The 25,273-nt window shown below is 58.3% G+C and carries 21 protein-coding genes and 2 pseudogenes; 13 read left to right on the forward strand and 10 right to left on the reverse strand.

What is annotated here, in order from left to right:
* The first annotated feature begins 105 nt into the window (after positions 1-105).
* From ACR0DJ_RS10195 to ACR0DJ_RS10210, 4 genes are read left to right on the forward strand one after another with little or no spacing between them, the layout of a single operon-like run.
* Positions 106-1,356: a sarcosine oxidase subunit beta family protein gene (locus tag ACR0DJ_RS10195; RefSeq protein ID WP_170345456.1), complete on the forward strand. Its 1,251-nt coding sequence runs from the start codon at positions 106-108 to the stop codon at positions 1,354-1,356.
* A gap of 12 nt (positions 1,357-1,368) precedes the next feature.
* Positions 1,369-1,656: a sarcosine oxidase subunit delta gene (locus ACR0DJ_RS10200; protein ID WP_171119335.1), complete on the forward strand. Its 288-nt coding sequence runs from the start codon at positions 1,369-1,371 to the stop codon at positions 1,654-1,656.
* Positions 1,653-4,607, forward strand: a complete 2,955-nt coding sequence (locus ACR0DJ_RS10205) for a sarcosine oxidase subunit alpha family protein (RefSeq protein WP_480684839.1) — start codon at positions 1,653-1,655, stop codon at positions 4,605-4,607. Before ACR0DJ_RS10200 ends, ACR0DJ_RS10205 begins: the two co-directional genes overlap by 4 nt.
* The gene (locus tag ACR0DJ_RS10210; RefSeq protein ID WP_425079561.1) at positions 4,600-5,163 is read left to right on the forward strand and encodes a sarcosine oxidase subunit gamma; all 564 of its coding nucleotides are present in this window, start codon (positions 4,600-4,602) and stop codon (positions 5,161-5,163) included. The genes ACR0DJ_RS10205 and ACR0DJ_RS10210 overlap by 8 nt, the downstream gene beginning before the upstream one ends.
* Here the strand turns inward: ACR0DJ_RS10210 and ACR0DJ_RS10215 are convergent.
* The 4 genes from ACR0DJ_RS10215 to ACR0DJ_RS10230 all read right to left on the reverse strand — a co-directional run bounded on the left by ACR0DJ_RS10215 (position 5,122) and on the right by ACR0DJ_RS10230 (position 8,903).
* Entirely contained in the window at positions 5,122-6,153 is a 1,032-nt protein-coding gene (locus tag ACR0DJ_RS10215; RefSeq protein WP_257601384.1) for a GlxA family transcriptional regulator, read from the reverse strand. The genes ACR0DJ_RS10210 and ACR0DJ_RS10215 overlap by 42 nt on opposite strands.
* Before the next feature lie 45 nt (positions 6,154-6,198).
* Positions 6,199-6,438, reverse strand: a complete 240-nt coding sequence (locus ACR0DJ_RS10220; RefSeq protein WP_480684841.1) for a hypothetical protein — start codon at positions 6,436-6,438, stop codon at positions 6,199-6,201.
* A 256-nt stretch (positions 6,439-6,694) separates the two neighbouring features.
* The gene (locus ACR0DJ_RS10225) at positions 6,695-7,852 is read right to left on the reverse strand and encodes an aromatic ring-hydroxylating oxygenase subunit alpha (protein ID WP_480684842.1); all 1,158 of its coding nucleotides are present in this window, start codon (positions 7,850-7,852) and stop codon (positions 6,695-6,697) included.
* Positions 7,853-7,955: 103 nt separating this feature from the next.
* A complete protein-coding gene (locus ACR0DJ_RS10230) occupies positions 7,956-8,903 on the reverse strand; it encodes a LysR substrate-binding domain-containing protein (protein WP_480686253.1) in 948 nt (315 codons plus the stop codon).
* Between the two features lie 99 nt (positions 8,904-9,002).
* Here ACR0DJ_RS10230 and ACR0DJ_RS10235 point away from each other — a divergent pair, with 99 nt between their 5' ends.
* The 4 genes from ACR0DJ_RS10235 (at position 9,003) to ACR0DJ_RS10250 (ending at position 13,550) form a co-directional block, all read left to right on the forward strand.
* The gene (locus tag ACR0DJ_RS10235; protein WP_480684845.1) at positions 9,003-9,947 is read left to right on the forward strand and encodes a PDR/VanB family oxidoreductase; all 945 of its coding nucleotides are present in this window, start codon (positions 9,003-9,005) and stop codon (positions 9,945-9,947) included.
* Between the two features lie 425 nt (positions 9,948-10,372).
* The gene (locus ACR0DJ_RS10240; protein WP_425079566.1) at positions 10,373-12,199 is read left to right on the forward strand and encodes a BCCT family transporter; all 1,827 of its coding nucleotides are present in this window, start codon (positions 10,373-10,375) and stop codon (positions 12,197-12,199) included.
* Between the two features lie 348 nt (positions 12,200-12,547).
* The gene (locus ACR0DJ_RS10245) at positions 12,548-13,108 is read left to right on the forward strand and encodes a hypothetical protein (RefSeq protein WP_425079567.1); all 561 of its coding nucleotides are present in this window, start codon (positions 12,548-12,550) and stop codon (positions 13,106-13,108) included.
* Between the two features lie 16 nt (positions 13,109-13,124).
* On the forward strand, positions 13,125-13,550 hold the full coding sequence (locus tag ACR0DJ_RS10250; protein ID WP_480686254.1) for an FAD:protein FMN transferase: 426 nt from the start codon (positions 13,125-13,127) through the stop codon (positions 13,548-13,550).
* 6 nt (positions 13,551-13,556) lie between these two features.
* Here ACR0DJ_RS10250 and ACR0DJ_RS10255 read toward each other — a convergent pair whose 3' ends face one another.
* The 6 genes from ACR0DJ_RS10255 to pedF all read right to left on the reverse strand — a co-directional run bounded on the left by ACR0DJ_RS10255 (position 13,557) and on the right by pedF (position 19,580).
* On the reverse strand, positions 13,557-14,348 hold the full coding sequence (locus ACR0DJ_RS10255; RefSeq protein WP_480684848.1) for an FAD binding domain-containing protein: 792 nt from the start codon (positions 14,346-14,348) through the stop codon (positions 13,557-13,559).
* Between the two features lie 95 nt (positions 14,349-14,443).
* Positions 14,444-16,804 (reverse strand): xanthine dehydrogenase family protein molybdopterin-binding subunit, encoded by a 2,361-nt coding sequence (locus ACR0DJ_RS10260; RefSeq protein ID WP_480684849.1) that lies wholly within the window; start codon positions 16,802-16,804, stop codon positions 14,444-14,446.
* A gap of 80 nt (positions 16,805-16,884) precedes the next feature.
* The gene (locus ACR0DJ_RS10265; RefSeq protein ID WP_170345443.1) at positions 16,885-17,367 is read right to left on the reverse strand and encodes a (2Fe-2S)-binding protein; all 483 of its coding nucleotides are present in this window, start codon (positions 17,365-17,367) and stop codon (positions 16,885-16,887) included.
* A 28-nt stretch (positions 17,368-17,395) separates the two neighbouring features.
* Complete coding sequence (locus ACR0DJ_RS10270; RefSeq protein ID WP_425079571.1) at positions 17,396-17,920, reverse strand: SRPBCC family protein; 525 nt, start codon at positions 17,918-17,920, stop codon at positions 17,396-17,398.
* 73 nt (positions 17,921-17,993) lie between these two features.
* Entirely contained in the window at positions 17,994-18,836 is an 843-nt protein-coding gene (locus ACR0DJ_RS10275) for a substrate-binding periplasmic protein (RefSeq protein ID WP_480686255.1), read from the reverse strand.
* A 72-nt stretch (positions 18,837-18,908) separates the two neighbouring features.
* Positions 18,909-19,580: a cytochrome c-550 PedF gene (gene pedF / locus ACR0DJ_RS10280; RefSeq protein ID WP_480685233.1), complete on the reverse strand. Its 672-nt coding sequence runs from the start codon at positions 19,578-19,580 to the stop codon at positions 18,909-18,911.
* A gap of 212 nt (positions 19,581-19,792) precedes the next feature.
* Between pedF and ACR0DJ_RS10285 the strand changes: the two genes are divergently transcribed.
* The 5 genes and pseudogenes from ACR0DJ_RS10285 (at position 19,793) to ACR0DJ_RS10305 (ending at position 25,271) form a co-directional block, all read left to right on the forward strand.
* Entirely contained in the window at positions 19,793-20,764 is a 972-nt protein-coding gene (locus ACR0DJ_RS10285; protein WP_480686256.1) for a type 1 periplasmic-binding domain-containing protein, read from the forward strand.
* Positions 20,765-20,919: 155 nt separating this feature from the next.
* Positions 20,920-21,504 (forward strand): annotated as a pseudogene (locus ACR0DJ_RS10290) (PQQ-dependent catabolism-associated beta-propeller protein); the annotation flags it as partial.
* Between the two features lie 438 nt (positions 21,505-21,942).
* Positions 21,943-23,241 (forward strand): annotated as a pseudogene (locus ACR0DJ_RS10295) (outer membrane protein assembly factor BamB family protein).
* A gap of 130 nt (positions 23,242-23,371) precedes the next feature.
* The gene (locus ACR0DJ_RS10300) at positions 23,372-24,055 is read left to right on the forward strand and encodes a response regulator (protein WP_425079575.1); all 684 of its coding nucleotides are present in this window, start codon (positions 23,372-23,374) and stop codon (positions 24,053-24,055) included.
* Between the two features lie 46 nt (positions 24,056-24,101).
* Positions 24,102-25,271 (forward strand): FIST N-terminal domain-containing protein, encoded by a 1,170-nt coding sequence (locus ACR0DJ_RS10305; RefSeq protein ID WP_480684853.1) that lies wholly within the window; start codon positions 24,102-24,104, stop codon positions 25,269-25,271.
* Positions 25,272-25,273 lie beyond the last annotated feature (2 nt).

Consider the following 25,273-nt stretch of genomic DNA (forward strand, 5'->3'; position numbering starts at 1 on the left):
GAAAATTGTCGCAACCGATAAACTCCGTGACGGATTACGTCGTGACTGGGGCTTTCCCGGCGGCACATGATACTTCGGCGCACTGAGGGTTAAGGACACAAATTCATGCGGTATTCGGCACTCGCGATTATGCGGCAGGTTTTGAACGGGCATCGGGGCTGGAAACCGGCATGGCGCGATCCCGAGCCTCAATCAAGCTATGATTTCATCGTGATCGGCGGCGGCGGTCATGGCCTTGCGACGGCATACTATCTGGCCAAGGAACACAACGCCGCCAGGGTGGCGGTTCTGGAAAAAGGCTGGATCGGTGGCGGCAACGTCGGGCGGAACACAACGATCATTCGCGCCAATTACCTGTTGGATGGGAACCAGCCATTCTATGAGCTGTCGCTGAAGCTGTGGGAAAACCTTGAACAGGACCTGAACTACAATGCGATGGTCAGTCAGCGCGGTATTCTGAACCTCTGTCATACGGACGCGCAGCGTGACGCGTATCGTCGCCGCGGCAACGCGATGATGTTCACCGGCTCTGGGGCGGAACTGCTGGATGCAGAGGGCGTTCGCGCGATGTATCCGTTCCTGAACTTTGACGATGCGCGGTTTCCGATCAAGGGCGGTCTGTTGCATCGCCGCGGTGGTACGGCGCGTCATGACGGTGTGGCCTGGGGCTATGCCCGTGCCGCGGATCAACGGGGGGTCGACATCATCCAGAATTGCGAAGTCACCGGGTTCCGCATCGAAAACGGAAAACTGCTGGGCGTTGAAACCACACGGGGTTACATCGGCGCCAAGAAGGTGGGCGTGGCGGTTGCCGGGTCTTCCGGGCGCGTGATGGCAAAGGCAGGGATGCGCCTGCCGATCGAAAGCCACGTGCTCCAGGCCTTTGTGACCGAAGGGCTGAAACCGGTGCTTGACGGGGTGATCACTTATGGTGCCGGACATTTCTATGTCAGCCAATCGGACAAGGGCGGTCTGGTCTTTGGCGGCGATATCGATGGCTACAACACCTATGCGCAACGCGGCAACCTGCCTGTGGTCGAGGACGTGGCCGAAGGCGGTATGTCCCTTATGCCGATGATCGGTCGCGCGCGTCTGCTGCGAATGTGGGGCGGCGTGATGGATATGTCGATGGATGGCTCGCCATTCATAGATCACACCGGAATTGACGGGCTCTACTTCAATGGTGGCTGGTGCTATGGCGGGTTCAAGGCAACGCCGGCATCTGGTTTTTGTTTCGCGCATCTGATGGCCACCGACCGACCGCATGACGTTGCAACTGCCTATCGGCTGGACCGGTTCAGAACCGGCCGGATGATTGATGAAAAAGGTGTGGGCGCACAGCCCAACCTGCACTGAGGAGGCCCGCACATGATCATCAATCATCCACTGCTTGGCCCGCGAGACGCGTCCGAATTCACCTATCTGGGCGACGCGAGCCTGATCAATCGGCCCGACTGGCAATCCGACACGGCCGCCGCTGAGTTTCACGACTATCTCTACCTGCGCGACAACCCGGCAGGAACCCACCGCGAGTTGTGGTTTCACGAGCAGGGCGACCGCTCGTGGCTTGTTGTGACACGCGACACGCTGACCCATGAAATTCTGGCAACAGAACTGGCGCGGGATGTAGCCCGCAAGACGGGGCGGGGAAAATGACCCAGAACAATCGTTTGCAGGGCGGTCTGATCGACCGGTCCAAAAAGCTGCGCTTTACCTTCGATGGCAAATCCTACGAAGGCTATCAGGGTGATACGCTGGCCTCGGCTCTGCTGGCCAATGACGTGCGGTTGGTTGGCCGCTCGTTCAAGTACCACCGTCCACGCGGTGTGCTGGCCTCGGGTTCGGAAGAGCCCAACGCGCTGGTCGAGCTGCGCACGGGCAACCGGCAGGAACCCAACACACGCGCGACCACGGTCGAACTGTTCGACGGGCTCGAGGCGACATCGCAGAACCGCTGGCCCTCGCTCGCCTTCGATGCGCTGTCGATCAATGATCGGCTCTCACCGTTTTTGACGGCGGGTTTCTATTACAAGACCTTCATGTGGCCCAAGGCGTTCTGGGAAAAGCTCTATGAACCGATGATCCGCAAGGCGGCCGGTCTGGGCAGCCTGACGCAGGAGGCTGACCCGGATATCTACGACAAAGGCTATTTGCATTGCGATGTCCTGGTTATCGGTGCCGGTCCTTCCGGCCTGATCGCGGCGTTGACGGCGGCGCGGTCTGGCGCGCGGGTCATTCTGGCCGACGAAGACAGCCGGATGGGCGGGCGTCTGTTGGCTGATTGTGACCGGTTCGAGGGCATATCGAATGCGGATTGGGTCGCGCAGACACTGGGAGAGCTGGCGTCGATGGACAATGTGCGCCTTCTGACGCGCACCACCGTGTTCGGCGCCTATGATCACGGCATTCACGGCGCGCTTGAGCGGGTCTCGGATCACCTTGCGGTGCCCGAGGCGGGGAAACCACGCCAGATTCTGTGGCGCATTTACGCGAAACACTCGGTGCTTTGTGCCGGCTCTACCGAACGTCCGATTGCTTTCGAAAACAACGACCGACCGGGCATAATGCTGGCGGGCGCGATGCGGGCCTATGCAAACCGCTGGGCTGTGACGCCGGGCCAGCGCGTGGCGATCTTCACCAACAACGATGAAGGACACCGCGCCGCTCAGGATCTGATCAAAGCCGGGATCAAGGTTGTTGCCGTGATCGACCCGCGCCACGATGCTCCGCGCATCGCCGAGTGTGAATTGCTGGCCGGGGCGCATGTGACCAACGCGCAGGGTCGTCTGGGGCTGAAATCGATCACCGTGCAGATGGCCGATGGTCAGACCCGCCCTATCGAAGTCAGCGGTCTGGGCGTTTCGGGTGGGTGGAATCCGAATGTGCAACTGACATGCCACCAACGCGGTCGCCCGCAATGGTTCGAACCGCTTGCAACCTTCATCCCGCCGGCTGAACTGCCCAAGGGTATGGTTGTCGCCGGTGCCGCCGCTGGCAACCTGACCAGCCACGGGGCGGTCGCCTCGGGCACTAATGCGGCACTTGCGGCGCTTGACGGGCTGGGGATCAGGGCCTGCCCGGTCGACCTGCCGAAAGCCGAGGATGATGAGATCCGTATCACCCCGCTGTGGCACGTGCCCGGCAAAGGCCGCGCCTGGCTGGATTTCCAAAATGACGTGACCGTCAAGGACGTCAAACTGGCCGAACAGGAAGGCTTCCGCAGTGTCGAGCATCTGAAACGCTATACCACTCTTGGCATGGCGACCGATCAGGGCAAAACCGCGAATGTCGGCGCGCTGGCCGTGATGGCCGAGATCACCGGCAAGAGCATTCCCGAAACCGGCACAACCATCTTCCGGCCACCTTACACGCCGGTGGCGATGGGGGCCTGGGCCGGGCGCTCGGTCGGGAAAGAATTCAAACCGACGCGACTGACGCCCAGCCACCAATGGGCCGAAGAACAGGGCGCGGTATTCGTCGAGGTGGGCCCCTGGTTGCGTGCGCAGTGGTTCCCCAAGGCTGGTGAGACCCATTGGCGCGAATCCGTGGATCGCGAAGTTCTGGCCGTACGCAGCGGTGTCGGCGTCTGCGACGTGACCACGCTGGGCAAAATCGACGTGCAGGGCGCGGATGCGGCAGAGTTCCTCAACAAGATCTATTGCAACGGCTTTGCCAAACTGCCGGTGGGCAAGACCCGTTATGGTCTGATGCTGCGCGAAGACGGTATAGCCATGGATGACGGCACCGCCGCCCGCCTGGCCGAGGATCACTTTGTGGTCACCACGACAACCGCAAACGCGGTTGGTGTCTATCGCCACATGGAGTTCGTGCGCCAATGCCTGTTTCCGGACATGGATGTGCAAATGATCTCGACCACCGACGCCTGGGCACAATATGCCATAGCGGGCCCGAAATCCCGTGAGTTGCTGCAAAAGGTCGTTGATGACGGCTATGACATCAGCAACGAAGGTTTCCCCTTCATGGCGTGTGGCGAGGTGACCATTGCCGGGGGGATCCCGGCGCGGCTGTTCCGTATCTCGTTCTCGGGTGAACTGGCCTATGAGCTGGCCGTGCCAACCCGTTACGGTGACGCGCTGATCCGACATTTGATGGCGCTTGGGGAACCCTTTGGCGTAACGCCGTATGGCACCGAAGCGCTTGGTGTTCTGCGTATCGAAAAGGGGCACGCCACCGGAAACGAACTGAACGGAATCACCAGCGCCCACAACCTGGGCATGGGGCGCATGGTCTCGTCCAGGAAAGACTGTATCGGTGCGACGCTCAGCGCTCGCGAAGCTCTGACGGATCCGGATGGCCTGGCTTTGGTCGGCATTCAGCCGGTCAACACTGCCGATACCGTGCTGGCCGGTGGCCATGTGTTCGACGAAGATGCGCCGCACGTGCCGGAAAACGATCTGGGCTATGTCACATCGGCTGCCTATTCGCCGCACCTGTCCAGCAGCATCGGCCTGGCCTTTGTAAAACGCGGGGCGCAGCGATTGGGCGACACCGTACAGATTGTCAGCCCGGTGGATGACACCAACATCAAAGCGACGCTTGTCAGCGCGCATTTCCTTGACCCCGAAGGAGAACGGCTCCGTGCGTGATTTTGTTGCCAAGACCGCCATTGGCGGCACCGAACCAAAACGGAACGTGGTCGGACCTCTGACCTTTCAGGAACGAGGGGATGTGGCACTGGCATCCGTCTCGGCCCGGCTGGGACAGGAGGAAGCCGTCAAAGCCAAACTTCAAACCGTTTGCGGAACCCCTGCGCCTGAGGCGGGGCAATGGGAAAAGGGCGAAACCAGAAACCTGCACTGGCTGGGCCCGGATCAGTATCTTTGCGAGGAAGCTTTTGCAGGCCCGTTGGAGTTGGCCAGGCGTATGGAAGCCGAGCTGGCCGGCATGGCGTCGGTGACCGATCAGTCTGACGCGTTCACACGCATCGACATGACCGGGCAGGGTGCCACAGGCTTGTTGCAACGCCTGACCGTTCTGGATGTCGAGCAGATGCAGGTCGGAGCTTTCAACCGCACTGCAATCCACCATGTGGGGTGCCTGCTGCGCTGCAATGAGGCGGGAACGGATTTCTCGGTCTACGCGCCACGCAGCTATGCGATTTCAGTTCACCACATGCTGATCGAGGTGGCCAAGGCCCTGTGAAGGACGGTGCCCAAAGGACAAAGCCGCGTGTCTGGCGCCGCGGCTTCGTTCCTTGCGTTCCTGTGTCGGCGGCAGACCGAATTCGCGCCGATAGTTGCTTGAAAACGAACTGGCGCTGTCATACCCGACCGAAAGCGCGATTTCCTGCAAAGACTGGTCGGTGTAAAGCAGCTTCTGCCGCGCCGCATCCAGTCGCAGCCTGCGATAGTACCCTCCGGGACTGATCCCGGTTTCCTTCTTGAAATGCCGTTCCAATTGCCGGATGGACATGCCAACGCGTTTCGAAACCTGCTCGATCGAGATCTTGTTTTCGATGTTGTTTGCAAACAACTCGATGGCCCGTCGAACCGGGCGCGGCAGGGCATTGCGGGTCTGATTTTTGCTGTAGCCCGGCAAAACCTGCAACGTATCCGCATCGCGCAAAGTCGCGTATTGGAACCAGCAGGCGGTTTCGACGGCAACTGCATCAGACACCTCGTCCGAAATCACGCCCAGCATGAATTCAAACACCGCTGAAGTCCCAGCAAAGGACATTCGGTTGCGATCTATCGTATAGAGCGTGTCACACAGGTTCACCCTGTCGAATTGTTCCTTCAAAGCAGCGGTATAGCAGAAATGCGCGCTACAACTGTAACCATCGAAGAACTTTTCTTCCGCCAGCGCAAAAAGTGAGCCGCTGACCGAACCGATCCGCGCGCCACGGGACAAAAGCCGCCGCAGCGCTCCGCCCGAAGCCTTGCGATCCTTCAACCGGGCCGAGGCCCCGGCAAAGACCAGCACGACGTCGGTTTCCTCCACCTCGGACAATGCCTTGTCAGGGTTGATGCTGAGGCGTGAGCTGGACATGACCTGTTGTCCATCTTCCGATACGACAGTCCAGCCAAGACCATCGCTGCGGCTGATCTCATTGGCCACGCGCAGCGGGTCGATGGCCATGGACAGGGCCGCAAGCGGGAAATCTTCGAGGCACAGAAAGGTGAAATGGGTCATGCTTTGTCTCTTTGCCAGCACGATACCCCAACTACACCGATTTCGTCAGAACACCAAACGATGGGCGCGGCCGCGCTCGTACAGTTTTCGGTTCAACTCATCCGCTTCGGGCGCACCGTATTCCAGCGCGAACACAAACGCATGTGTAAGGTAAAAACAAGCAGCGTCGAGATCCTGATTTTGTTCGGCCCTGTCGGCTGCTTCGTGGTACAGCCGGATCAGCGCAGGCACATAATTATCCGCATGAGCCTGCAAAAGTTGCTTGTCGAGTTCTTGCAGATCCAAGGTCAGCCTCTTACCGGAAACGCGAAGTGTGTTGGGTTGTACGCAATCATACGCTTTCTACCTTTTTGCGCCTGAATCCTGATTTTTTGACGCCATCAACGATGCGAACCGTCCCTTGATGACCCCATCACACGCAGCCGCATGCGTCTTTCCGCAATCGCGGAACATCGCCCGCATCTGCGATGTTCCTGATTGCAAATGACAGAGCAGGGCGCATCCGTGGCGCCCTCAACCCATGGTCCGGCCGGAAAGCCGCTCATGCCTCGGCACGGGCTTTTTCGATCTGAGTGGCCACCCAGTGGTGGAAACAATGCGTTGGGCCATCCATCGCGGGCGAAAAGCGACCACCGTCGAATTTGACGCCATGACGGCCTTTCTGCATGCCCTCGACCACGAACACATCCTCTTCGAAAACGGTTTTCCAAAGCTGCGCGTTCTTTGCGCGCAACGCTTCGTGCTCGGGTGCGTCTTCCGGTTTTTTGGCGTAGTACAGCTCGATCCTTTCGTTCGACCGCTCATGGGTGATCGGATCGATGATGAACGCAAAGCCATGGTCGCGTTGAACACCCAGCAAGGTGTTCGGGTACACGACGATGTATTCCGCCCCTTCATTCCACTTTTCGCCCAGATTCCGGAAGTCATCCAGTTTCTCGCCGTTCTGACCTTCGAACTGACGATAGACGTAGGTGCCCTGACCCGAGTACTTGCCCAGTTCATTGATGTTGTAGTGGTCTTCCAGACGCGAATAGCTGTTAAGGCCCGGGTGAACCCAAGGCAGGTGATAGCTTTCGCAGAAGTTTTCGACCGCCAGTTTCCAGTTCGACTCCAGCTTCAGCCGGACAGACGCGCCCGCACCGCCATGATACATCGGCTGATCGAAATCTTTCCAGCGTTCCATCAGTTCGCCATGAACCTCCTCGAAGTCCGGGGCGTTGCCATCCACATTCACGAAGACGACATCGCGCCAGACATAGGAACGAATGCGGATTAGGCCCAGTTCAGCAAAGTCCAGATCTTCATGCGTGTTCCGTCCGGGGCCGCCAACGTGGGGCGCAGTGCGCAGCTCGCCATTCAGGCCATAACACCAGCTGTGATAGGGGCAGCGGATCGCGCCGCGGATTTTCTGTGGCTTGTCGACCAAAATCATTCCGCGATGGCGGCAGGTGTTCTGGAAAACGCCGATCTGTCCGTCACGGTCGCGCACCATCAGAAGCGGCATGCCGAGAAAGTCGATCGGAAAGGCATCACCTGCTTCGGGAATGTCCTTGCCAAAACCGATGCCCGACCAGTTCGCGAACAGGACCGCCTCCCGTTCCTCGGCAAAGACATCGGGATCGACATAGTGCTCGTTCGGCAGGCCCTTGGCGGTGTTTACCGGGGTCAGAACAGACGAAAGCGCTGAATGCTTGTTCATCGGTTGCTCCTGAGTAATTCGGAATGGGTTGAACGTTTCCCCCATTGGCCGGTCGAGCCGGCTTCATTCAATATCAAAAAACCTAATGGCCGATTGAGGCAGACTAAACCGAACCCCCGGACAATTCATCCAGCAACCAGTTTTTCAGCGCCAGGGCACCTTCTGTCAGCTGGTCGTCCGGGCGACCGACGAGGTAAAAATTGTTCGGGGCAGGGAGGCTGAATTCTGCCAGCGCAACAAGTTTTCCTGATGCCAGCATGGGCTGGATCAAGCGTTTCCACCCCAATGCAAGCCCGGCGCCTTTCCGGGCCACCTGCAACGCCAACGCATAGCTGTTCACGCGCGACTGCACCGGTACAACTCCGGTGTATCCAAGGTCGTGAAACCAAGATGGCCAGGTGGTCCAGGTGTTGTCCTGCGTTTCAAGGTGGATCAGGCGACGTTCGACCAGGTCGTCCAGGCTTGCCCCCTTCAGTTCCAGGGCCATCTCAGGGCTACAGACCGGCGTCAGAGTATCACGGTACAGTTTGGTATGGTTCAACTGCGAGTTCACGTCGCGACCGTAGCGGATGAAAAAGTCGATATCCGGTCTGTCCGAGAATGGCTTGTCCTGTGCCATCTGGTTCACTTTTACGTGCGGGTAGTCCTGCCAGAACCGGATGACCGACGGGGAAAGCCACAACGCCGCCACAGCGGTAGTTGACCCGACCGTCACCGGATTTTCGGAATCCCCGCTGCGAATCTTTTCAAGCATCTTCGATATCTGCCGGAACGACGAGCCGAGCACTTCGAACAGGTCCTGGCCGTCTTCGGTCAGTTCCACGCCCCTGTGTTTTCTGACGAACAGCGCTGAACCCAGTTCACTTTCCAGCGCTTTTATCTGGTGGCTGACAGCACCCGGCGTAACCGACAGTTCGCCGGCCGCTTCTTTGAAACTGAGATGCCGCGCGGCGGCCTCGAAGGCCGACAAAGTCGTAAGGGGTGGAAGATTATAGTGGCGTCGTGACATGGCTGCTGCGTTGCTCAAGAGATAGAGGTGAGCTACATTCATCCGAATGTGAGAAATTTTGCAATTGAAATCTATGTTTTTTTCCTGCTGTTTGCGATCGGGTACAGGACCAAAGTCGACCGAGAACGAACAGGATGTGTGATGGATACACAAGTTGCCCGCCTCGTGCGCAAAACACAGCTGAGCCCGGACACGTCCGATTTTTGCTTTGAAATCGAAAACGGCCGCTTCACAAGTCTTCAACCCGGCGCACATGTCGATATCCATCTGGCCGACGATCTGGTGCGGCAGTATTCACTGTGGAGCTGGAGCCAGGACGGCCGCGTACTCAATGTCGCCGTCAAACGCGAAGATGAAGGGCGTGGCGGCTCGGTGGCGATGCACGCGCTGCAAGATGGGTCGATGGTCGAAATCGGTGGGCCGCGTAATCACTTCAAACTCGAAAGTCACGATCGGCACGTCACGTTGATTGCAGGCGGTATTGGGGCGACGCCGCTGGTGGCAATGGCGCGGGAACTGTTGAACCGAGGGCAGGATTTTCGGGTTTATTACCTGGTACGGTCAAGGGAATATGCCGCGATGGATGCGCAGTTTCGTTCGCTTGGATTGGATGAATGGTATCATTTGCACTGCGATGATACTGACGGTCAGTTTGATTTTGCATCGGTCATGCAATCGACGCCGATGGGTGCGGATGTGTATACCTGCGGACCTGAACCGATGCTGAATGCTGTTCTCGAAGCAAGTGCATCCTTGCGCGGCGGTGCCATCCATTTTGAACGATTTGCAGCCGCATCTGATATCGAGCACGACACAAACGCCGAATTCCGGATCGAAATTCAGTCAACCGGCGCGGTCTACCCGGTCGGAAAGGAGGAAACCATTCTCGAAGTATTGCAAAACAACGGCGTGCAGGTCGATTTCGGCTGCTCTGAAGGGTTGTGCGGGTCATGCATTGTTGACGTAGTGTCAGGTCAGGTCGACCACCGCGACGGAATACTGACACCGCAAGAGCGGGAAAGCCACGAATTCCTGTGCACCTGCGTTTCACGGGCCAAGTCCGAGAAACTGGTCCTGAAGCTATAGACAGTATGATGGCTACCGCAATTCATAGCATTGCACTGTTCTCGCTAACATGGAAAACGAGTGAGTTTTTTAGTCGTTTCACGTAATCGAAGTGTCGGATTCTCAAATTAGAACACTTAACCCATGCTATAGGTGTTTCGAAACTGGAAGCCCAATAACCACTTACGACGCTGAGATCATGTTTAAAGACATGCTGACTTATAACTAGGACCAGGGATGTCGGCTGGCAGCGAATAACCCGGAGGAGATCTGCAGTAAGAAACGTAATGGGAGCACGCGTTGTTACTGCAAGCCCAAGTTTGGGCTGAACACAACTCACCATCGGTTTGCGCATCGTGCATGATTGTCCGCGTCGTGCAACGCGATGGTTTCCAGCACTTTTTCCAGAAGAACAAAAACGACACACTCGAGGAGGAACGCGCGATATGTCGATACCCGAACCTTTCACGGACGTTGAAATAGAAACGGCTGATTCCGGATTCTATGAAAACTACAGCGTCCCAATTGCCCTGATCAGCAAGGCCATCATGGTCGGGCTGGTCCTGTGGGCCCTGGTTTTCCCTGCGAATGCAAACAGCACGTTGGGCAGCCTGAACAGCCAGTTGCTGGAAGTCTTCAACAGCTTCTACATCGTCATTGTCGGTTTTTTCTTCTTTTTCCTGGCCGTTGTTGCGATCATTCCGTCCACGGGTCGCCGGATCATGGGAACGCCGGGGGAAAAGCCCGAGTTTTCGAACTTCTCGTGGTTTTCCATGATGTTCGGTGCCGGTCTTGGTGTCGGTCTCATGGTCTTTGCGACAGCAGAACCGCTGGGTCTCTGGGGATCTAACCCGGTTGTCGTTTCTGGTGAGGTCGAAGGTAACACGCCTGAGGCACTGCAATCGGCCTACCGTTTCACTTTCCTGCACTATGGTTTCCACGCCTGGGCGATCTACGTGGTGACCGGTCTGTCGTTGGCGTATTACGCTTATACACGCGACATGCCTCTGACGATCCGCTCGGCGCTGACTCCGCTGTTTGGCCGTTTCGTCAATGGTTTTTTCGGCCACGTGGTCGACGTTCTGGGCGTTGTCGCAACGATCCTCGGCGTGTCCGTAACCATCGGTTTTGGCGTCAGCCAGTTCATCGACGGCCTCTATGCCATCACCGGCATGCAGTGGATCATGGATCTGGGCGGCGAGGTGCCGACCCCCAGCAAGGTTGGTCTGATTGCAGGCTTGGTCGTCATCATGGGTCTGTCGATCATTTCGGCGGTTTCCGGTGTTGGCCGAGGTGTCAAGTACCTGTCCAACCTGAACCTGGTGTTGTCGATCATCTTGCTGGGCACTTTCGTGGTCTTCGGTTCGTTTGTCTTTGCCATGACCACTTATGGCACTGCGATGATCGACTACATTTTGCACTTCGTGTCGCTCAGCTTTAACGCCTATGGCCCGCTGTCGGCCGAAGCATTCGCAGCGGCCCTGCCGGCCGAGGCGCAAGCACATGCCGCAGACCTGATGGCAGGCGCGACCAATGCCTGGGGCAGCTTCGACGGCTTCAAAAGCGGTCTGGAAGGTGCAGCTGCCGAGTTGGACGAAGCAACCTTGGCTGCGGCCTATGCTGCGGGTGAGCAAGGTCGTCAGTTCGGCTGGCAATCAGGCTGGACTACCTTCTACTGGGCATGGTGGATCGCATTCTCGCCCTTCGTGGGTCTGTTCCTGGCGCGTATCTCCAAGGGGCGCAGCGTTCGTGAGTTCATTCTGGGCTGCGTGTTCGCACCTGCGCTGGTATGCTTTGCCTGGATGACCGTTCTGGGCGGCACAGCGATCGATCTGGAACTGGCAGGCGCGGCGGAAGGTGCGATCATTGGAGCATCGAACACCAACAAGCTGTTCGTAACCCTGTCCTACATGATCGACAGTGGGCTTCTGTCCATGCTGAACATCATGTGCGTGATCCTGATCATGACCTTCCTGGTGACCTCGGCTGACTCGGGTATTCTGGTGATGAACACCATCATGTCGGGTGGTAGCCAGGAAACCGGTATCAAGCACCGCATCATCTGGGGTGTGATCCTGACGGCGGTAATCGGCGCGCTGATCCTGGCGGCCGGTGAAAACAACCCGATGGACGCGCTGCGCAATGCCATGATCATCGGTGCGCTTCCGTTCACCGTGGTGATGGGTCTGATGTGCGTATCGCTGGCCAAGGCGCTGTTCCGCGACAGTCAGCGTGACAAGCACTCTGCCAGCAGCACGCAGGCTGCTGAATAAGGCATAAGCTCAAAAAAAACAGGTCAGGCCGCCCCTACTGGGCGGCCTGTTCTTTTTTCAGACCGTAGCCTTTGAAATGAAAAACCCCAATATTACCCCGGGGTCGATGCCGTACTGAACGGAGAACCAAGTCTGTCTCCTATCGACTGCCCGCATACCCCGTACTTCCGCCACCTCTGGCTGCTGTGGTGACAGTTTGCTCACCGGACCGGCGAGGGCCGCATCACCCGCCAGGGTCAATTTCCTTGCTGTTGCAACTTTGGATAAAAGGCTGTCACAGGGCCGCGGCAGGAACTTAGGACTTTCATCGAATGTTCCAGCGAAGGGCGGAAAGCTAGTCTTTCGAACATGCGCGTACTCGCAGGCATTCTGATGCTGCTTTTCAGTGGCCTGGCGGCTTTGGCCGAACCTTTGTCGCGCGAAGATATCGAATCCCATATTCGCGCGCCTTTCTCTTTGGGGCCGGCGTTGAACGAGAACGGCGTCTACAGTCTGCTGAACTCCGGCGGGGCCGATGCAGGCTATGTCTTTGAATCGGAGCCCCTGGCGCCATTGCCCGGTTTTTCCGGCGCACCGATCAACATGTTGATCGTGCTGGATCTTGAAGGGCGTTTTCTTGACGTGCAGTTGATCGAACATAACGAACCGATTTTTGTTTCAGGGCTGGGAAAGGCCCCCTTCCACAAATTCCTCGAGCAATACAGGGGCCTTTCGTTCTCGGATTCCATCGTTGTCGGAACCCCGTACGGCGATACAGCAAGCGGGTCGTCATTGGTGTATTTGGACGGGGTTACAAAGGCGACGGCAATGGTGCGGATCGCGCATGAATCCGTCATGGGTGCTGCTTTGGCAGTCGCGCGTGAGAAAATGCAGGGATTGGAACCGCACCGCTCAGGGTTTTGCTACTGATCTGGTCGTTCGCGCCTTGCGCAAGGCCGGGTGGGAAAAGGTTCTGGTCAATATCGGAGAGTATTATGCAAGTGGCCGTCAGTGGCTGCTGGGTGTCACGGATCCAGTGCACGGGCTTGACGAAGCCACGCATTTGAAAGACCGCGCCATCGCTACGTCCAGCCCCGGCGTCATGCGCCTGCGGTCCGGCGGTGCTCACATCATCGACCCGATGGGCGAAAACGCACCGCTTCGGTCAACGGTCAGTGTCCAGGCCCCGGATGCTGCGACAGCAGGCGCGCTTTCAACGGCATTCTGTCATGCTTCCGAGACTGAAATAGCAGCGGCCCTTGCGCGGGCAGCCGGCGATTGCATCGCAATCTGTGTTCGCCCCAACGGGAAAGTGGTCGTGCTTCAGGGTCAAAAAGCCCCGGATCACACCGAGGCTTTTCGAGTTCTCTAAGATGGCCTATTGGCAGTCTGCAACCGCGCGTTTGGTCATGACGGAAACAAGATGGGCTCGATACTCCTTGCTGCCATGCAGATCTGCAATCATGTTCGCCGGGTTCACGCGCAGGTCCATAAGGGCATCAGGGCGAAACTCCTTGTTCAGCGCCTGTTCAGCCTCTGACCACCGGAAAACGCCGTCCTCGCTCGCGCCGGTTACCGCGACACGTACTCCATCGGCGAAACGGGCCAGATAGACCCCGACAAGCGCAAATCGCGACGCTGGCTGAAGGAACTTTTGATAGCTCGCCGCTTGCGGTACCGGGAAACGGACCGATGTGATGATTTCACCCTCATCCAGCGCCGTCGTGAACATTCCCTGGAAAAAGTCATCGGCGGCAATCTGGCGGGTATTGGTCACCACTGTCGCCCCTGATCCCAATACCCCTGCCGGATAACAGGCCGCAGGGTCATTGTTGGCAACCGAACCGCCAATCGTCCCGCGGTTGCGGACTGCCGGATCGCCGATCTGACCGGCCAGCGCTGCAAGCGCTGGATATGATCCCGCGGCCTCGCGGGCGACGACAGCGTGGGGCGTCGCGCCACCGATCGAAACCGATCCGTCATCCTCGACGCAAACGCCTTGCATCTCGGGAATTCCGCTGACCGACACCAACTTGGACGGGGCCGCCAACCGTTGCTTCAATGTTGGGATCAGCGTCTGTCCGCCCCCCAACGCCTGCGCATCCTCAACCGTCAGTGCTGCAACCGCGTCAGCAATGGTCGAGGGTTTCTCAAACTCGAAACTGTACATTTCGTTTTTCCTTTCCGAAAGGCGCGGATCCGCCCTTCATCTGGCTGTAAATATCTCGGGGGTCCGGGGGCTGGCCCCCGGTCCGCCCTCTCCTCTCAGCTGTTCATCGCCGCCCAGACGCGCGATGGGCTGACCGGCATGTCGATGTGGTCCACCGCCTTGCCGCCCGAGTTCAGCGCATCAAGAACCGCGTTCACCACTGCGGGTGGCGAGCCAATCGCGCCGGCTTCGCCGCAGCCTTTCACGCCCAAGGGGTTGTGGGTACACGGCGTCTGGCTGGAATGGTCGACACCGTAGAATGGCACGTCATCCGCACGCGGTATCGCGTAGTCCATGAAGGACGCGCTTAGAAGCTGACCGTTTTCATCGTAGGCGCAGTTTTCCAGAAGCGCCTGACCGATACCCTGACCGATACCGCCATGGACCTGACCATCCACGATCATCGGGTTAACGATGTTGCCGAAATCATCCGCCGCAGTGAATTTCTCGATGCTGACCTGACCGGTTTCCGGATCAACCTCGACTTCGCAGGCATAGGCGCCTGCCGGGAAGGTAAAGTTGGCCGGATCATAGAACGCGGTTTCCTCCAACCCGGGCTCCACTTCCAGTGGATAGTTGTGCGGGACATAGGCCGTCAGGGTCACATCGCCCCAGGCCACTGACTTATCAGTGCCCGCAACGCTGAACTGACCATCCTTCAGCTCGATATCGGCCTCGGACGCTTCCAGCAGGTGGGCGGCGATCTTCTTGGCCTTGTCGATCACCTTTTCGGTCGCCTTGACCATGGCCGAGCCACAGACCGCCAGCGAACGCGAACCATATGTGCCCATGCCGAACGGGATTTTCGATGTATCGCCATGCACGATCTCGACCATCGACTCGTCGATGCCGATCATGTCGGCCACCACTTGCGGAAAGGCCGTCTCGTGCCCTTGCCCGTGGCTGTGCGCGCCGACCATGACGCTGATCGAACCGGTAGCGTTCACCCGAACCGTTGCTGCATCATAAAGGCCCGCCCGGGCCCCAAGCATGCCGACAATGTTGGAAGGTGCGATGCCACAGGCCTCGATATAGCAGTTGATGCCCAAGCCCCGAAGCTTGCCGTTGGCTTCGCTTTGCGCGCGCCGCGCTGCAAAACCTGCCAGATCGGCGGCGGCCTCAAGCTTGTCCATAGTTCCGTTGTAATCCCCGGTATCATAGGTCAGCGCCACCGGCGTGTCGTAGGGGAACTGCGTGATGAAGTTCTGCCGACGCAGCGCGATCGGATCCACGCCCAGTTCGCGCGCGGCCTTGTCGATCACGCGCTCCAGCTGGTACGTCGCCTCGGGGCGGCCTGCGCCGCGATAGGCGTCCACCGGCACTGTATTGGTGAACATCGCCTTCACGTTCACCTGAATGACCGGCGTCTTGTAGTTGCCTGCCATCAGCGTACCGTGCAGCCAGGTCGGGACCGAGCTGGAGAAGGTGGACAGATAGGCGCCCAGATTGGCGTATGTGTTGGTGCGCAGCCCGACGAAATTGTTGTCGGCATCCAGCGCCAGCTCGATCTTGCTGACATGGTCGCGGCCCTGTGCATCCGACATGAACGCCTCGGACCGGCTGGCCGTCCACTTGACCGGACGGTTGCAGGCCTTGGCGGCAAAGGTACAGAACGCCTCTTCCGCATAGTGGAAAATCTTGGTGCCGAAACCGCCGCCCACATCCGGCGCCACGACGCGGACCTTGTGCTCGGGCAGGCCCAGCACGAAGGCGCACATCAGCAGCCGGATCACATGCGGGTTCTGCGACGTGGTATAGAGCGTGTATTCATCCGTGCCACGGCTGTATTGCGCAACAGCCACGCGCGGTTCCATCGGGTTGGCAACCAGACGGTTGTTCACCAGTTCCAGCGTGGTGACATGCGCCGCGTTGGCAAACACCTCGTTCACCTTGGCGTCGTCCGCCTCGCCCAGCTGCCAGTCATAGCAAATGTTGTTTTTCAGATCGTCATGGACCAGCGTCGCGCCATCCTGCGCGGCGGCTTTCATGTCGATCACCGCGGGCAGTTCCTCGATATCCATCTCGATGGCCTCGGCCGCGTCGCGGGCCTGCTCAAGGCTGTCGGCCACAACGGCCGCGATCGGGTCGCCCACATGGCGCACTTTGCCCTGCGCCAGAATGGGGTGAGGGGGCTCTTGCATCGGCGCGCCGTGCTTGTCGGTGACTTCCCAGCCGCAGGGCATGCCGCCCACGCCTTCGAAATCCTTGCCGGTAAAAACCTTGACCACGCCCGGCATGCCTTCGGCCGCCGAAGTGTCCAGGGATTTGATCCGGCCATGCGCGATATCAGACCGCAGAAAATGCACATAGGCCTGACCATGTACGTTGATATCGTCGGTGTAATTGCCTGCTCCGGTCAGAAAGCGCACGTCCTCGCGTCGCTTGGAACTGGCTCCGATGCCACTGTCTTTGGGCATTGCTTGTTCTCCTCCCATAAACGGATGCTGTTGCATCCCTTACTCATCCCACGGGCGTTAAGATCACGCCCGCAGCGGCATCATTCGGCAGCGATGCTGCCCACGTCCTGACCGGATGCGGCCATTATCGCTTTGACGATGTTGTGGTACCCGGTACAGCGGCACAGGTTGCCCTCCAGATACTTCCGGATTTCGGCCTCTGACGGCCGCGGGTTCTCTTTCAGCAGAGCCGCCGCGCTCATCACCATGCCCGGAGTGCAGAACCCACACTGAAGCCCGTGGTGATCCTGAAACGCCTGCTGGATCACGTTCAACGACCCATCCGAATTGGCCTGACCTTCGATCGTGCCGACATCAGCCCCATCTGCTTCGGCAGCCAGCATGTTGCACGATTTCACCGCTTCGCCATTCACATGCACCACGCAAGCACCGCATTGCGCTGTGTCGCACCCCACATGCGTGCCCGTCAAAGACAGATGATCGCGCAGAAAACCGGACAGCAATGTCCGGCCCTCGACGTCTCCGCTTACGGCTTTGCCGTTCACGGTCATGGAAATTTTCATGACTTTCTCCTCCCTGAATTCCAAAGGATCAACCGCCTAACACGCGCTTGATCCAACCTTTCTTTTCTTCCCCGGTCTCGCCTTCTTCCGAGGTTTCGGGTTCGGGCGCATCCTGAGGTTCGACCGCATTCTGGAAGTTCTCAAAGAACTGGTCGGCCATCTTTCTGGCAACCCCATCAATCACGCGCCCCCCCAACTGAGCCAGCTTGCCACCGACGCGCGCATCGACCTTGTAGGTCAGCAGCGTACCTTCGGGGGCGTCCGACAAGGTGACATCGGCCGCACCCTTGGCAAATCCGGCGGCTCCTCCCTTACCTTCACCCGATAACTTTACGCTTTCAAGCTCCACGAGATCAGAAAGGGTCACAGAGCCTTTGAAAGTCGCTTTGACCGGGCCTACTTTCTGCACGACGGTGGCCTCGAACCCGTCTTCGATCGAACCTGTCATCTCCTGACATCCCGGCACGCATTCCTTTAGAACTTCTGCCGACAAAAGCGAGTCCCAGACTTTGGATCGCGGCGCGGCGATGACGCGGCTGTCATTGAGTTCCATTTCACTTCTCCAAGTATATTTTTTGTTACGCTACGCGGTGTTCGCCGCCTTGCCTATAAGACCTTGGGTGTAGTCACCGCAGCGCGGGCGGCGAATGTGCAAGGCCGTGACGATTGAAGATTTCGGTGATGCGCCCGTCCTGCAACGCCGCAAAAATGGCATCGTCCACAGCATAGCCGAGGCCGCGATAGGCGAAATGAACGGCCACGCCAGTGGTCCATGAACTGACGGCAAAACCGGGCAGGGGTGGGGTATGGGTGTCCAGCTCTGGCGTCCGCCCGGCCTCAAGTTGGGCACGCGGTCCCATGGCCGCCATCGTCGCACCACCGGCAAGCGCCTGCATTGCCTTGGCGACAGTGGGATATCTGCGCATGTTTCGTGCCAATTGACCGCCGGGAAATGCCGACAAATAGAAATCGGCAATCGAATCGTTCTCGACGGCGACAGTGTCGATCCGGAAATACGCAGGAACTGGCGGGTCATCGGGATAGGTATCGCGGCCATACGCGATGGCGATTTCCTCGTCATGGTATTGCCCGGTGAAGACCACCTGTTCGACCCGGCAGGCGAATTCGCTGTCATAGGGAACGTGCAACATCACATTTGCGACCCGCCCATTGATCAGGGGTCCCTTCCAGATCCAGTTGCGCAGGTCGGCCTCAAGGTTTTCTCCGGCAGCCACCAGATTGAAACGCGCTTCAACATCCAGCTCCTCGGCAATCAACCTGCCTATGTCGATGTCCACGCCAAGTATCTTGCCGTCCCTCTCATAGGACCACGGTGGGAAATCGTCATAGGCGGCGAATTCGATATAGCCACGCTCGACAATGGTATCGAGATCGGCGCCAACGATATCCCGACCGGCGTTTTGTGGTTTGGGTTGAGGCACATGATCCTCGCATCGGGCCATCGCCATTCCGGTGGAAAGGGTGGCAGCCAACAGGAGGAGAAAAAGTGAGCGTCCGATCATGTGCTTCAGTCTGCCGTCCTATTGCGCGGCAGACAATCCAATTGTCAGTTGTTCTGCGGCTTCCGCGAAATCAGGACTGTCGCCCGAGATCAGAACAGCGGCGCGGAAGGCCACGCTGTCAGCCACTGGGGCGCCCGATCCTGTTTCCACGGCGCTTGCAATCTCGCTGAGTTCCGACCGAAGCGCCGCGGCATCGCCTTCACCACCGTCGGCCATCGAGGCCAGAAGGTCACGGATTTCTTTCAGCCGATCCGTATGATCGTCCAGCGCTCCATCGTCGGGGCGCGTTTCGATATAGGTGCGAATGGCCCAGGCGGCCTTTTGGCCCAATAACTCTCCGAAGGCCGGCATCTTGGTGATCCCGTTCTGGGTATAGCCTTCGCGGAACCGTTCCACGTACCATTCGTCACCATATTCTTCAGCCTCGAGGTAGCGCAGGTCAGGCGCCAAACCGCCGGAAACCACGCCCAACCCACGGCAGCGCGCACAGTTTTGATTGTAACCGGAATCGCCAATTTCGACGGCGGCTTGCCAAACCTCATCACCCTGATCGCGATAGGGATTTTCGATCAACCATTCCTCACCCACATCCGGCAGGGCATCTGTATTCACCGGCTGCGGGGCGACATCTCCGTGCGCAAACGCCATGCCGCCTGCGGTCAGGCCAGCCAGCGCTGTGTGAAAAAAAATACAAGACGCATCGTTTCCTCCTTCTGATGCTTGCCCCGGTCATAGCTCAGGGAAAACCATCGTGAAATTCGACCTTGGTTGCAGATGATCCGCCGCGTGCGACAAAGGTCGAATGGCATGCCACCCAAGGACTCATTTTAGTGGAGGCGCATCGGAGGAGGAGCAACCACGGCCATGTTTTTCGCGTCTTAGCAACCCTTGTTCTGTTGCCAATGGTTGCTGCGGCCGAGGTCTCTGTATCTGTTGTCTACCTTCAGCAACAGGTCAGGCGACCACCGGTTTTGTCGAACCTTGACCCATTGCCCGAAGACCTTGGTGCGGCGGGTGCGAAACTGGCACAGACAGACAATCTGACAACGGCCAAGTTTCTGGGTCACAAGTACGAACTGACAGTTGCGACAGCCCCGCAAGACGGGGATTGGCTTCAAACGGCGCGCCGGGCCCTGTCCCAGACAAGCTTCCTGATATTGGACGCACCTGCGCAGGCGCAACTGGCGGTCGCTGATCTTCCCGAGGCCGCCGACGCCATCTTGTTCAACGCGTCTGCACCTGAACGCGACGTAAGAGATATCACCGGCCGCGCCAACCTGCTGCACACTGTGCCATCAGACGCGATGCGCACGGACGCACTGGCACAGTTTCTGGTCAAAAGACGCTGGGACGATCTGGTTCTGATCACCGGAGAGCACGTGTCGGACGTGGCCTTTGCAGACGCCTTGAGACAGTCGCTGACCAAGTTCGGACTGGAGTTTCGTGCAGAAAAGATCTGGCGTTTTGATGCTGACCTGAGACGTAATGCGGCCCAGGTAGTTCCAGTTTTCACTCAGGATTTCGGAGATTACGATGTCTTGCTGGTAGCTGATGAACTGAACGACTTTGCCCGGTCCATACCGTTCAACACATGGGAACCCAGACCGGTTGCAGGTTCGGAAGGGTTGCGACCGGTGGCGTGGTCGCCCGCGGTCGAGCAATGGGGGGCGGTTCAGTTGCAGAGCCGGTTCGCCGATCAAGCAGGACGGTCGATGAGGTCAATCGACTATGCGGCATGGGCTGCGTTTCGGTCATTGGGCGAGGCTGTGACCCGAACGCAATCTGGCGATCCTTCTGTTCTGCCGGACTACATTCTGTCGGACAGATTTGAACTGGCAGGCTTCAAGGGCCGGGCGATGAGTTTCCGCGCCTAGAACGGCCAGTTGCGCCAACCAATCCCTTTGGTGACGGGACGGGCTGTCGTGGCCCTCGCACCGCTTCAGGGTTTCCTGCACCAACGAACGGAACTGGATACGCTTGGCATTGATGAGCCCGAAAGCCAGTGCACGGCCTTCAAGGAGGAATGAAGATGAAGGTAGCCACCCTTTTGGCTGCGACGGCACTTTGCGCCCCGGCGGCCGCAGATGAAATCTGGGTAAGCAACGAAAAAGACGACACGCTCAGTGTGATCGACATCGAAACGTTTGAAGTGATCCGCACCCTTGAAACCGGTGAACGACCACGCGGGATTACTCTTACCAAGGACTTCTCGGTTCTCTACATCTGCGCGTCAGACAATGACTCGGTGCAGGTCATGGATCCCGAAACCGGAGAAACCCTTTATGATCTGCCGTCCGGCGAAGACCCCGAACAGTTCGTTTTGCACCCGAATGATCGGCATCTCTACATCGCCAACGAAGATGACGCGATCACAACTGTCGTCGATACGGTGTCGCGGAGCGTGATTGCCCAGATTGACGTGGGTATCGAACCGGAAGGAATGGCGGTTTCACTCGATGGAAAGATCGCTGTCACCACATCCGAGACCACCAACATGGCTCATTGGATCGATACCGAAACACAGGAGTTGTTCGCCAACACCCTGGTGGATTCGCGCCCGCGCCACGCGAAATTCGTCAAGGGCGGAACCGAACTTTGGGTCAGCCCTGAAATCGACGCTGGAAACTGAACCAAGCTCCTGAATTTCAGCGGCATTGGTGGTCTGCAGATTTTTGGGCGGCCTGAAAGGTCAAGGAAACATATCCCGGCATTCTGGGCGGGACGTCGCGGGACAGACCCGTTCCGAACGACGCGCGCAGGGCCAAATGGCGCAACCGTATCAAGATCATGTTCGTCCGGGAGAAGGATCGGCGCCGCGTCGCAATCCGTTGCGACAGATGCCCGAAAGTGGTCCGATAAGTCACCGCTGGTGCCGCCGAAACCATGAGTGTGGAGCCCGGATGAAATGCGCGAATTGCCCCCACGACCATTGTGCAATTTCGCCGACAGACCCGCCTGCGAATCGTTGCCATGCCAACAGCTCCGACCTGTCGGGGATTCGGCGTGGAGGGAAGACTCAAGTCTAGGGAGGACACCGATGAACCGGTTCACAATGACGGTGGTCGCAAGCGTGATTGCAGTGGGCACGGCCCATGCAGAAGTTACCGAGGACGATCTGGCCAACGACCAGTCAATTACGACCCAGGTCATGACAAACGGGATGGGACGCCACTTGCAGCGCTACAGCCCGTTAGACATGCTGAACAAGGACAACGTCAAGAACCTGTTGCCGGCCTGGGCGTTCAGCCTTGGTGGCGAAAAACAGCGCGGGCAGGAAACCCAGGCGCTGATCTATGACGGCATGATGTACATCACCGGATCGTATTCGCGCCTGTATGCGATTGATCTGGAGACCGGCAAAGAGGTCTGGCAATACGATGCGCGCCTGCCCGAGGGCATCCTGCCTTGCTGTGACGTGGTGAACCGGGGTGCCGCCATCTACGGTGACAAGGTGATTTTCGGGACACTTGATGCCCGGATCGTGGCCCTGGACAAAGACACCGGTGACGTTGTGTGGCGTGACAAGATCGCGGATTACAAGGCGGGGTGCTCTTACACCGCGGCTCCGCTGATCGTCGACGGGCTGGTGATCACCGGAAATCCCGGCGGGTATTTCTATGTTCTGAACCGCGAAGACGGCGCCTTTGTGCCGGCCAATCCGTTTGTCAAAGACATAACATGGGCGTCCGGCGTGGATGGGACCGGCCGCCCGGTCTTTGTCGAAGACAACCGCCCTGGCGATCCGGCGTCAGCGGCTGATGGCAAGAAGGGTGAAGTGATCTTTGCATCGCCTTCTTTCCTTGGCGGCAAGAACTGGATGCCGATGGCCTTCTCGCAGCGTACCGGTAACTTCTATGTGCCATCGAACGAATGGGGCATGGATATCTGGAACGAGCCGATCTCGTACAAAAAGGGTGCCGCCTATCAGGGCGCAGGCTTTACGATCAAACCAAACTAAGAAGATCACATCGGCTCGCTCAAGGCCATCGACCCGGATACCGGCGAATGGAAATGGGAATACAAGAACGACGCGCCGCTGTGGTCAGGCGTGATGACGACGGCTGGCGGGCTGGTGTCCTTCGGCACGCCCGAAGGTGAGTTTATCGCGCTGGATGACGAAACCGGCGAGAAACTGCGGTCGTTCCAGACCGGCTGGGGCATCGTCGGGCAGCCTGTGACCTGGGAACAGGACGGCGAACAATATGTCTCGATCGTTTCGGGCTGGGGCGGCGCGGTTCCTCTGTGGGGTGATAAGGTGGCCAAGAAGGTCAACTACCTGAACCAGGGCGGCACCTTGTGGACTTTCCGCCTGCCGAAGGAACTGGCTTCGGCTAACTGCCCTAGGACGTAACAAAATCCTGACGCGTGCCCCTGATCCGGGGTGCGCGTTGCTATACGACTTTCCGCCAGTATGCGTGGATTTCATTCGTTGCTAGGATTGGTTAGGCTGGAGACTATTTGAATGCAAAAGGCTATACCAGATGCTTGCTGAATCCGCCGCACGCAATGATTTCGAAAACGTGCTGATCGTTGATGACCATCCATTGTTTTGCGACGCCTTGTCGATGACCCTGCAAAGTGTGGCTCAGATTCGGGAAATCCATACGGCAGACCGGCTGGAAGACGCATTGGATCTGCTGGCAAGTGGGCTGAAACCTGATGCTGTCATGCTGGATCTCAATTTACCGGATGTGGACGGGCTGGATGGCCTTGTCCGCTTGAAGGCTGCCGCAAACGCACCGGTAATCGTGGTGTCGTCGCTGACCGACAACCGCGTCGTCAGCCAGGTGATACAGGCCGGCGCATCGGGCTATGTCCCCAAGCACAGTCAGCGCGACGTGTTCCGTACTGCATTCGAGACCGTGCATGCCGGTGACGTCTTCGTGCCGGAAGGCTGCGTTTTGATCGACACAGAGGAAGACGACGAACACGGCGAAGCGGTCAAACGACTGGCGACACTGACAAACCAGCAGGCGCGTATCCTGCAACTGATCTGCGAAGGTAAACTGAACAAGCAAATCGCCTATGACCTGTCGATTGCGGAAACGACCGTCAAAGCGCATGTGACCGCAATAATGCGAAAACTGGGTGTCCAAAGCCGCACGCAGGCGGTTCTGATCGCCAAGAAAGCGTCCTTTGCCAGTGTCTTGCAAGATCAAGGCTAGGCGTCATACTCTCACGTCATCGTCGCGCTTTTAGGGAGGAGGCACGATGGACCAAGCAGTCGGGCGGGCAACAGCCCGGGCCCGTACGCCAGGCATCGTCAAAACGGCTTTTGCACGCCACGACACCGGGCAGTCGATCGAGAAACTCAGACGCCAGTTGGGTGATGACCCACTTGCGCTTGTCATTCTTTTTGTCAGCCCGAACGCTGATGCACCCGTGGTGATCGCGGATGCCGCGCGCGCCTTTGCACCGACCCCGATTGTTGGATGCACCACCGCCGGAGAGCTGGCGGATAGTGGGTATTGCGAAGATCAGATCGTCGCGATCGGCCTGCCGCAATCCCATTTCGAAACACGCACGGTTCTTGTTCCGGACCTGAACGAATTCGATTCCGACAGCATCATCAAAGAGATGATCCACAACAGGAACGCGATGATGGCAAGCGCGCCCGAATGGAGCCACGAATTCACGTTCCTGATGATTGACGGGCTGTCGACAAAAGAAGATGAACTGACGTCGGAATTGGCTGTGGGGCTTGGGCCGGTACCATTGTTCGGTGGATCGGCGGGGGATGGAACCAAATTCGGGCGCACATATGTTCTGTATCAGGGACAGGCAAGAAGCAATGCCGCCATACTGACCCAGGTTCGCACGCGGTGTCCGATCAAGGTGTTCAAGACCGATCACCTTCTGCCCACCGCTCGCCGCATGGTGGTGACCAAGGCGGACCCGGCCAAACGCATCGTTCAGGAAATCAATGCCGAACCCGCTGCCCGCGAATACGCCCGCATTCTCGGCAAAGACCCGGAACAGCTCACTACATTCACATTCGCAGCCCATCCGGTCGTTGTGCAAATAGGCGGGCAACACCATGTCCGTGCGATCCAGCAGGTGGCGGGAAACGGCGATCTTGTCTTTTTTTCGGCGATTGACGAAGGCTTGGTCCTGACGCTGGCCGAACCTCGGGACATGGTTGAACACCTACAGGAAGAAATCAGCCTGTTGACCGAGAAGCAGCAACCCGACACCATTTTGGGTTGTGACTGCATTCTTCGCCGGCTGGAGGCCCAGCAAAAGCAGAAGACGCGCGCGATCTCGAACATTCTGTCTCGCAATCACGTGGTCGGTTTCTCGACCTATGGAGAGCAATTCAATTCGATCCATGTGAACCAGACCCTGACCGGTGTGGCGATATACCCGCCCGAGAAAGAGTAAGG

Source organism: Ruegeria sp. BF10 (assembly GCF_056538725.1).

Coding starts and splice junctions, on each gene's coding strand:
- ACR0DJ_RS10195 (WP_170345456.1), top strand. CDS start 106: ATGCGGTATTCGGCACTCGCGATTATGCGGCAGGTTTTGAACGGGCAT.
- ACR0DJ_RS10200 (WP_171119335.1), top strand. CDS start 1,369: ATGATCATCAATCATCCACTGCTTGGCCCGCGAGACGCGTCCGAATTC.
- ACR0DJ_RS10205 (WP_480684839.1), top strand. CDS start 1,653: ATGACCCAGAACAATCGTTTGCAGGGCGGTCTGATCGACCGGTCCAAA.
- ACR0DJ_RS10215 (WP_257601384.1), bottom strand. CDS start 6,153: ATGACCCATTTCACCTTTCTGTGCCTCGAAGATTTCCCGCTTGCGGCC.
- ACR0DJ_RS10225 (WP_480684842.1), bottom strand. CDS start 7,852: ATGAACAAGCATTCAGCGCTTTCGTCTGTTCTGACCCCGGTAAACACC.
- ACR0DJ_RS10230 (WP_480686253.1), bottom strand. CDS start 8,903: ATGAATGTAGCTCACCTCTATCTCTTGAGCAACGCAGCAGCCATGTCA.
- ACR0DJ_RS10235 (WP_480684845.1), top strand. CDS start 9,003: ATGGATACACAAGTTGCCCGCCTCGTGCGCAAAACACAGCTGAGCCCG.
- ACR0DJ_RS10240 (WP_425079566.1), top strand. CDS start 10,373: ATGTCGATACCCGAACCTTTCACGGACGTTGAAATAGAAACGGCTGAT.
- ACR0DJ_RS10245 (WP_425079567.1), top strand. CDS start 12,548: ATGCGCGTACTCGCAGGCATTCTGATGCTGCTTTTCAGTGGCCTGGCG.
- ACR0DJ_RS10255 (WP_480684848.1), bottom strand. CDS start 14,348: ATGTACAGTTTCGAGTTTGAGAAACCCTCGACCATTGCTGACGCGGTT.
- ACR0DJ_RS10260 (WP_480684849.1), bottom strand. CDS start 16,804: ATGCCCAAAGACAGTGGCATCGGAGCCAGTTCCAAGCGACGCGAGGAC.
- ACR0DJ_RS10265 (WP_170345443.1), bottom strand. CDS start 17,367: ATGAAAATTTCCATGACCGTGAACGGCAAAGCCGTAAGCGGAGACGTC.
- ACR0DJ_RS10270 (WP_425079571.1), bottom strand. CDS start 17,920: ATGGAACTCAATGACAGCCGCGTCATCGCCGCGCCGCGATCCAAAGTC.
- ACR0DJ_RS10275 (WP_480686255.1), bottom strand. CDS start 18,836: ATGGCGATGGCCCGATGCGAGGATCATGTGCCTCAACCCAAACCACAA.
- ACR0DJ_RS10285 (WP_480686256.1), top strand. CDS start 19,793: ATGGTTGCTGCGGCCGAGGTCTCTGTATCTGTTGTCTACCTTCAGCAA.
- ACR0DJ_RS10300 (WP_425079575.1), top strand. CDS start 23,372: ATGCTTGCTGAATCCGCCGCACGCAATGATTTCGAAAACGTGCTGATC.
- ACR0DJ_RS10305 (WP_480684853.1), top strand. CDS start 24,102: ATGGACCAAGCAGTCGGGCGGGCAACAGCCCGGGCCCGTACGCCAGGC.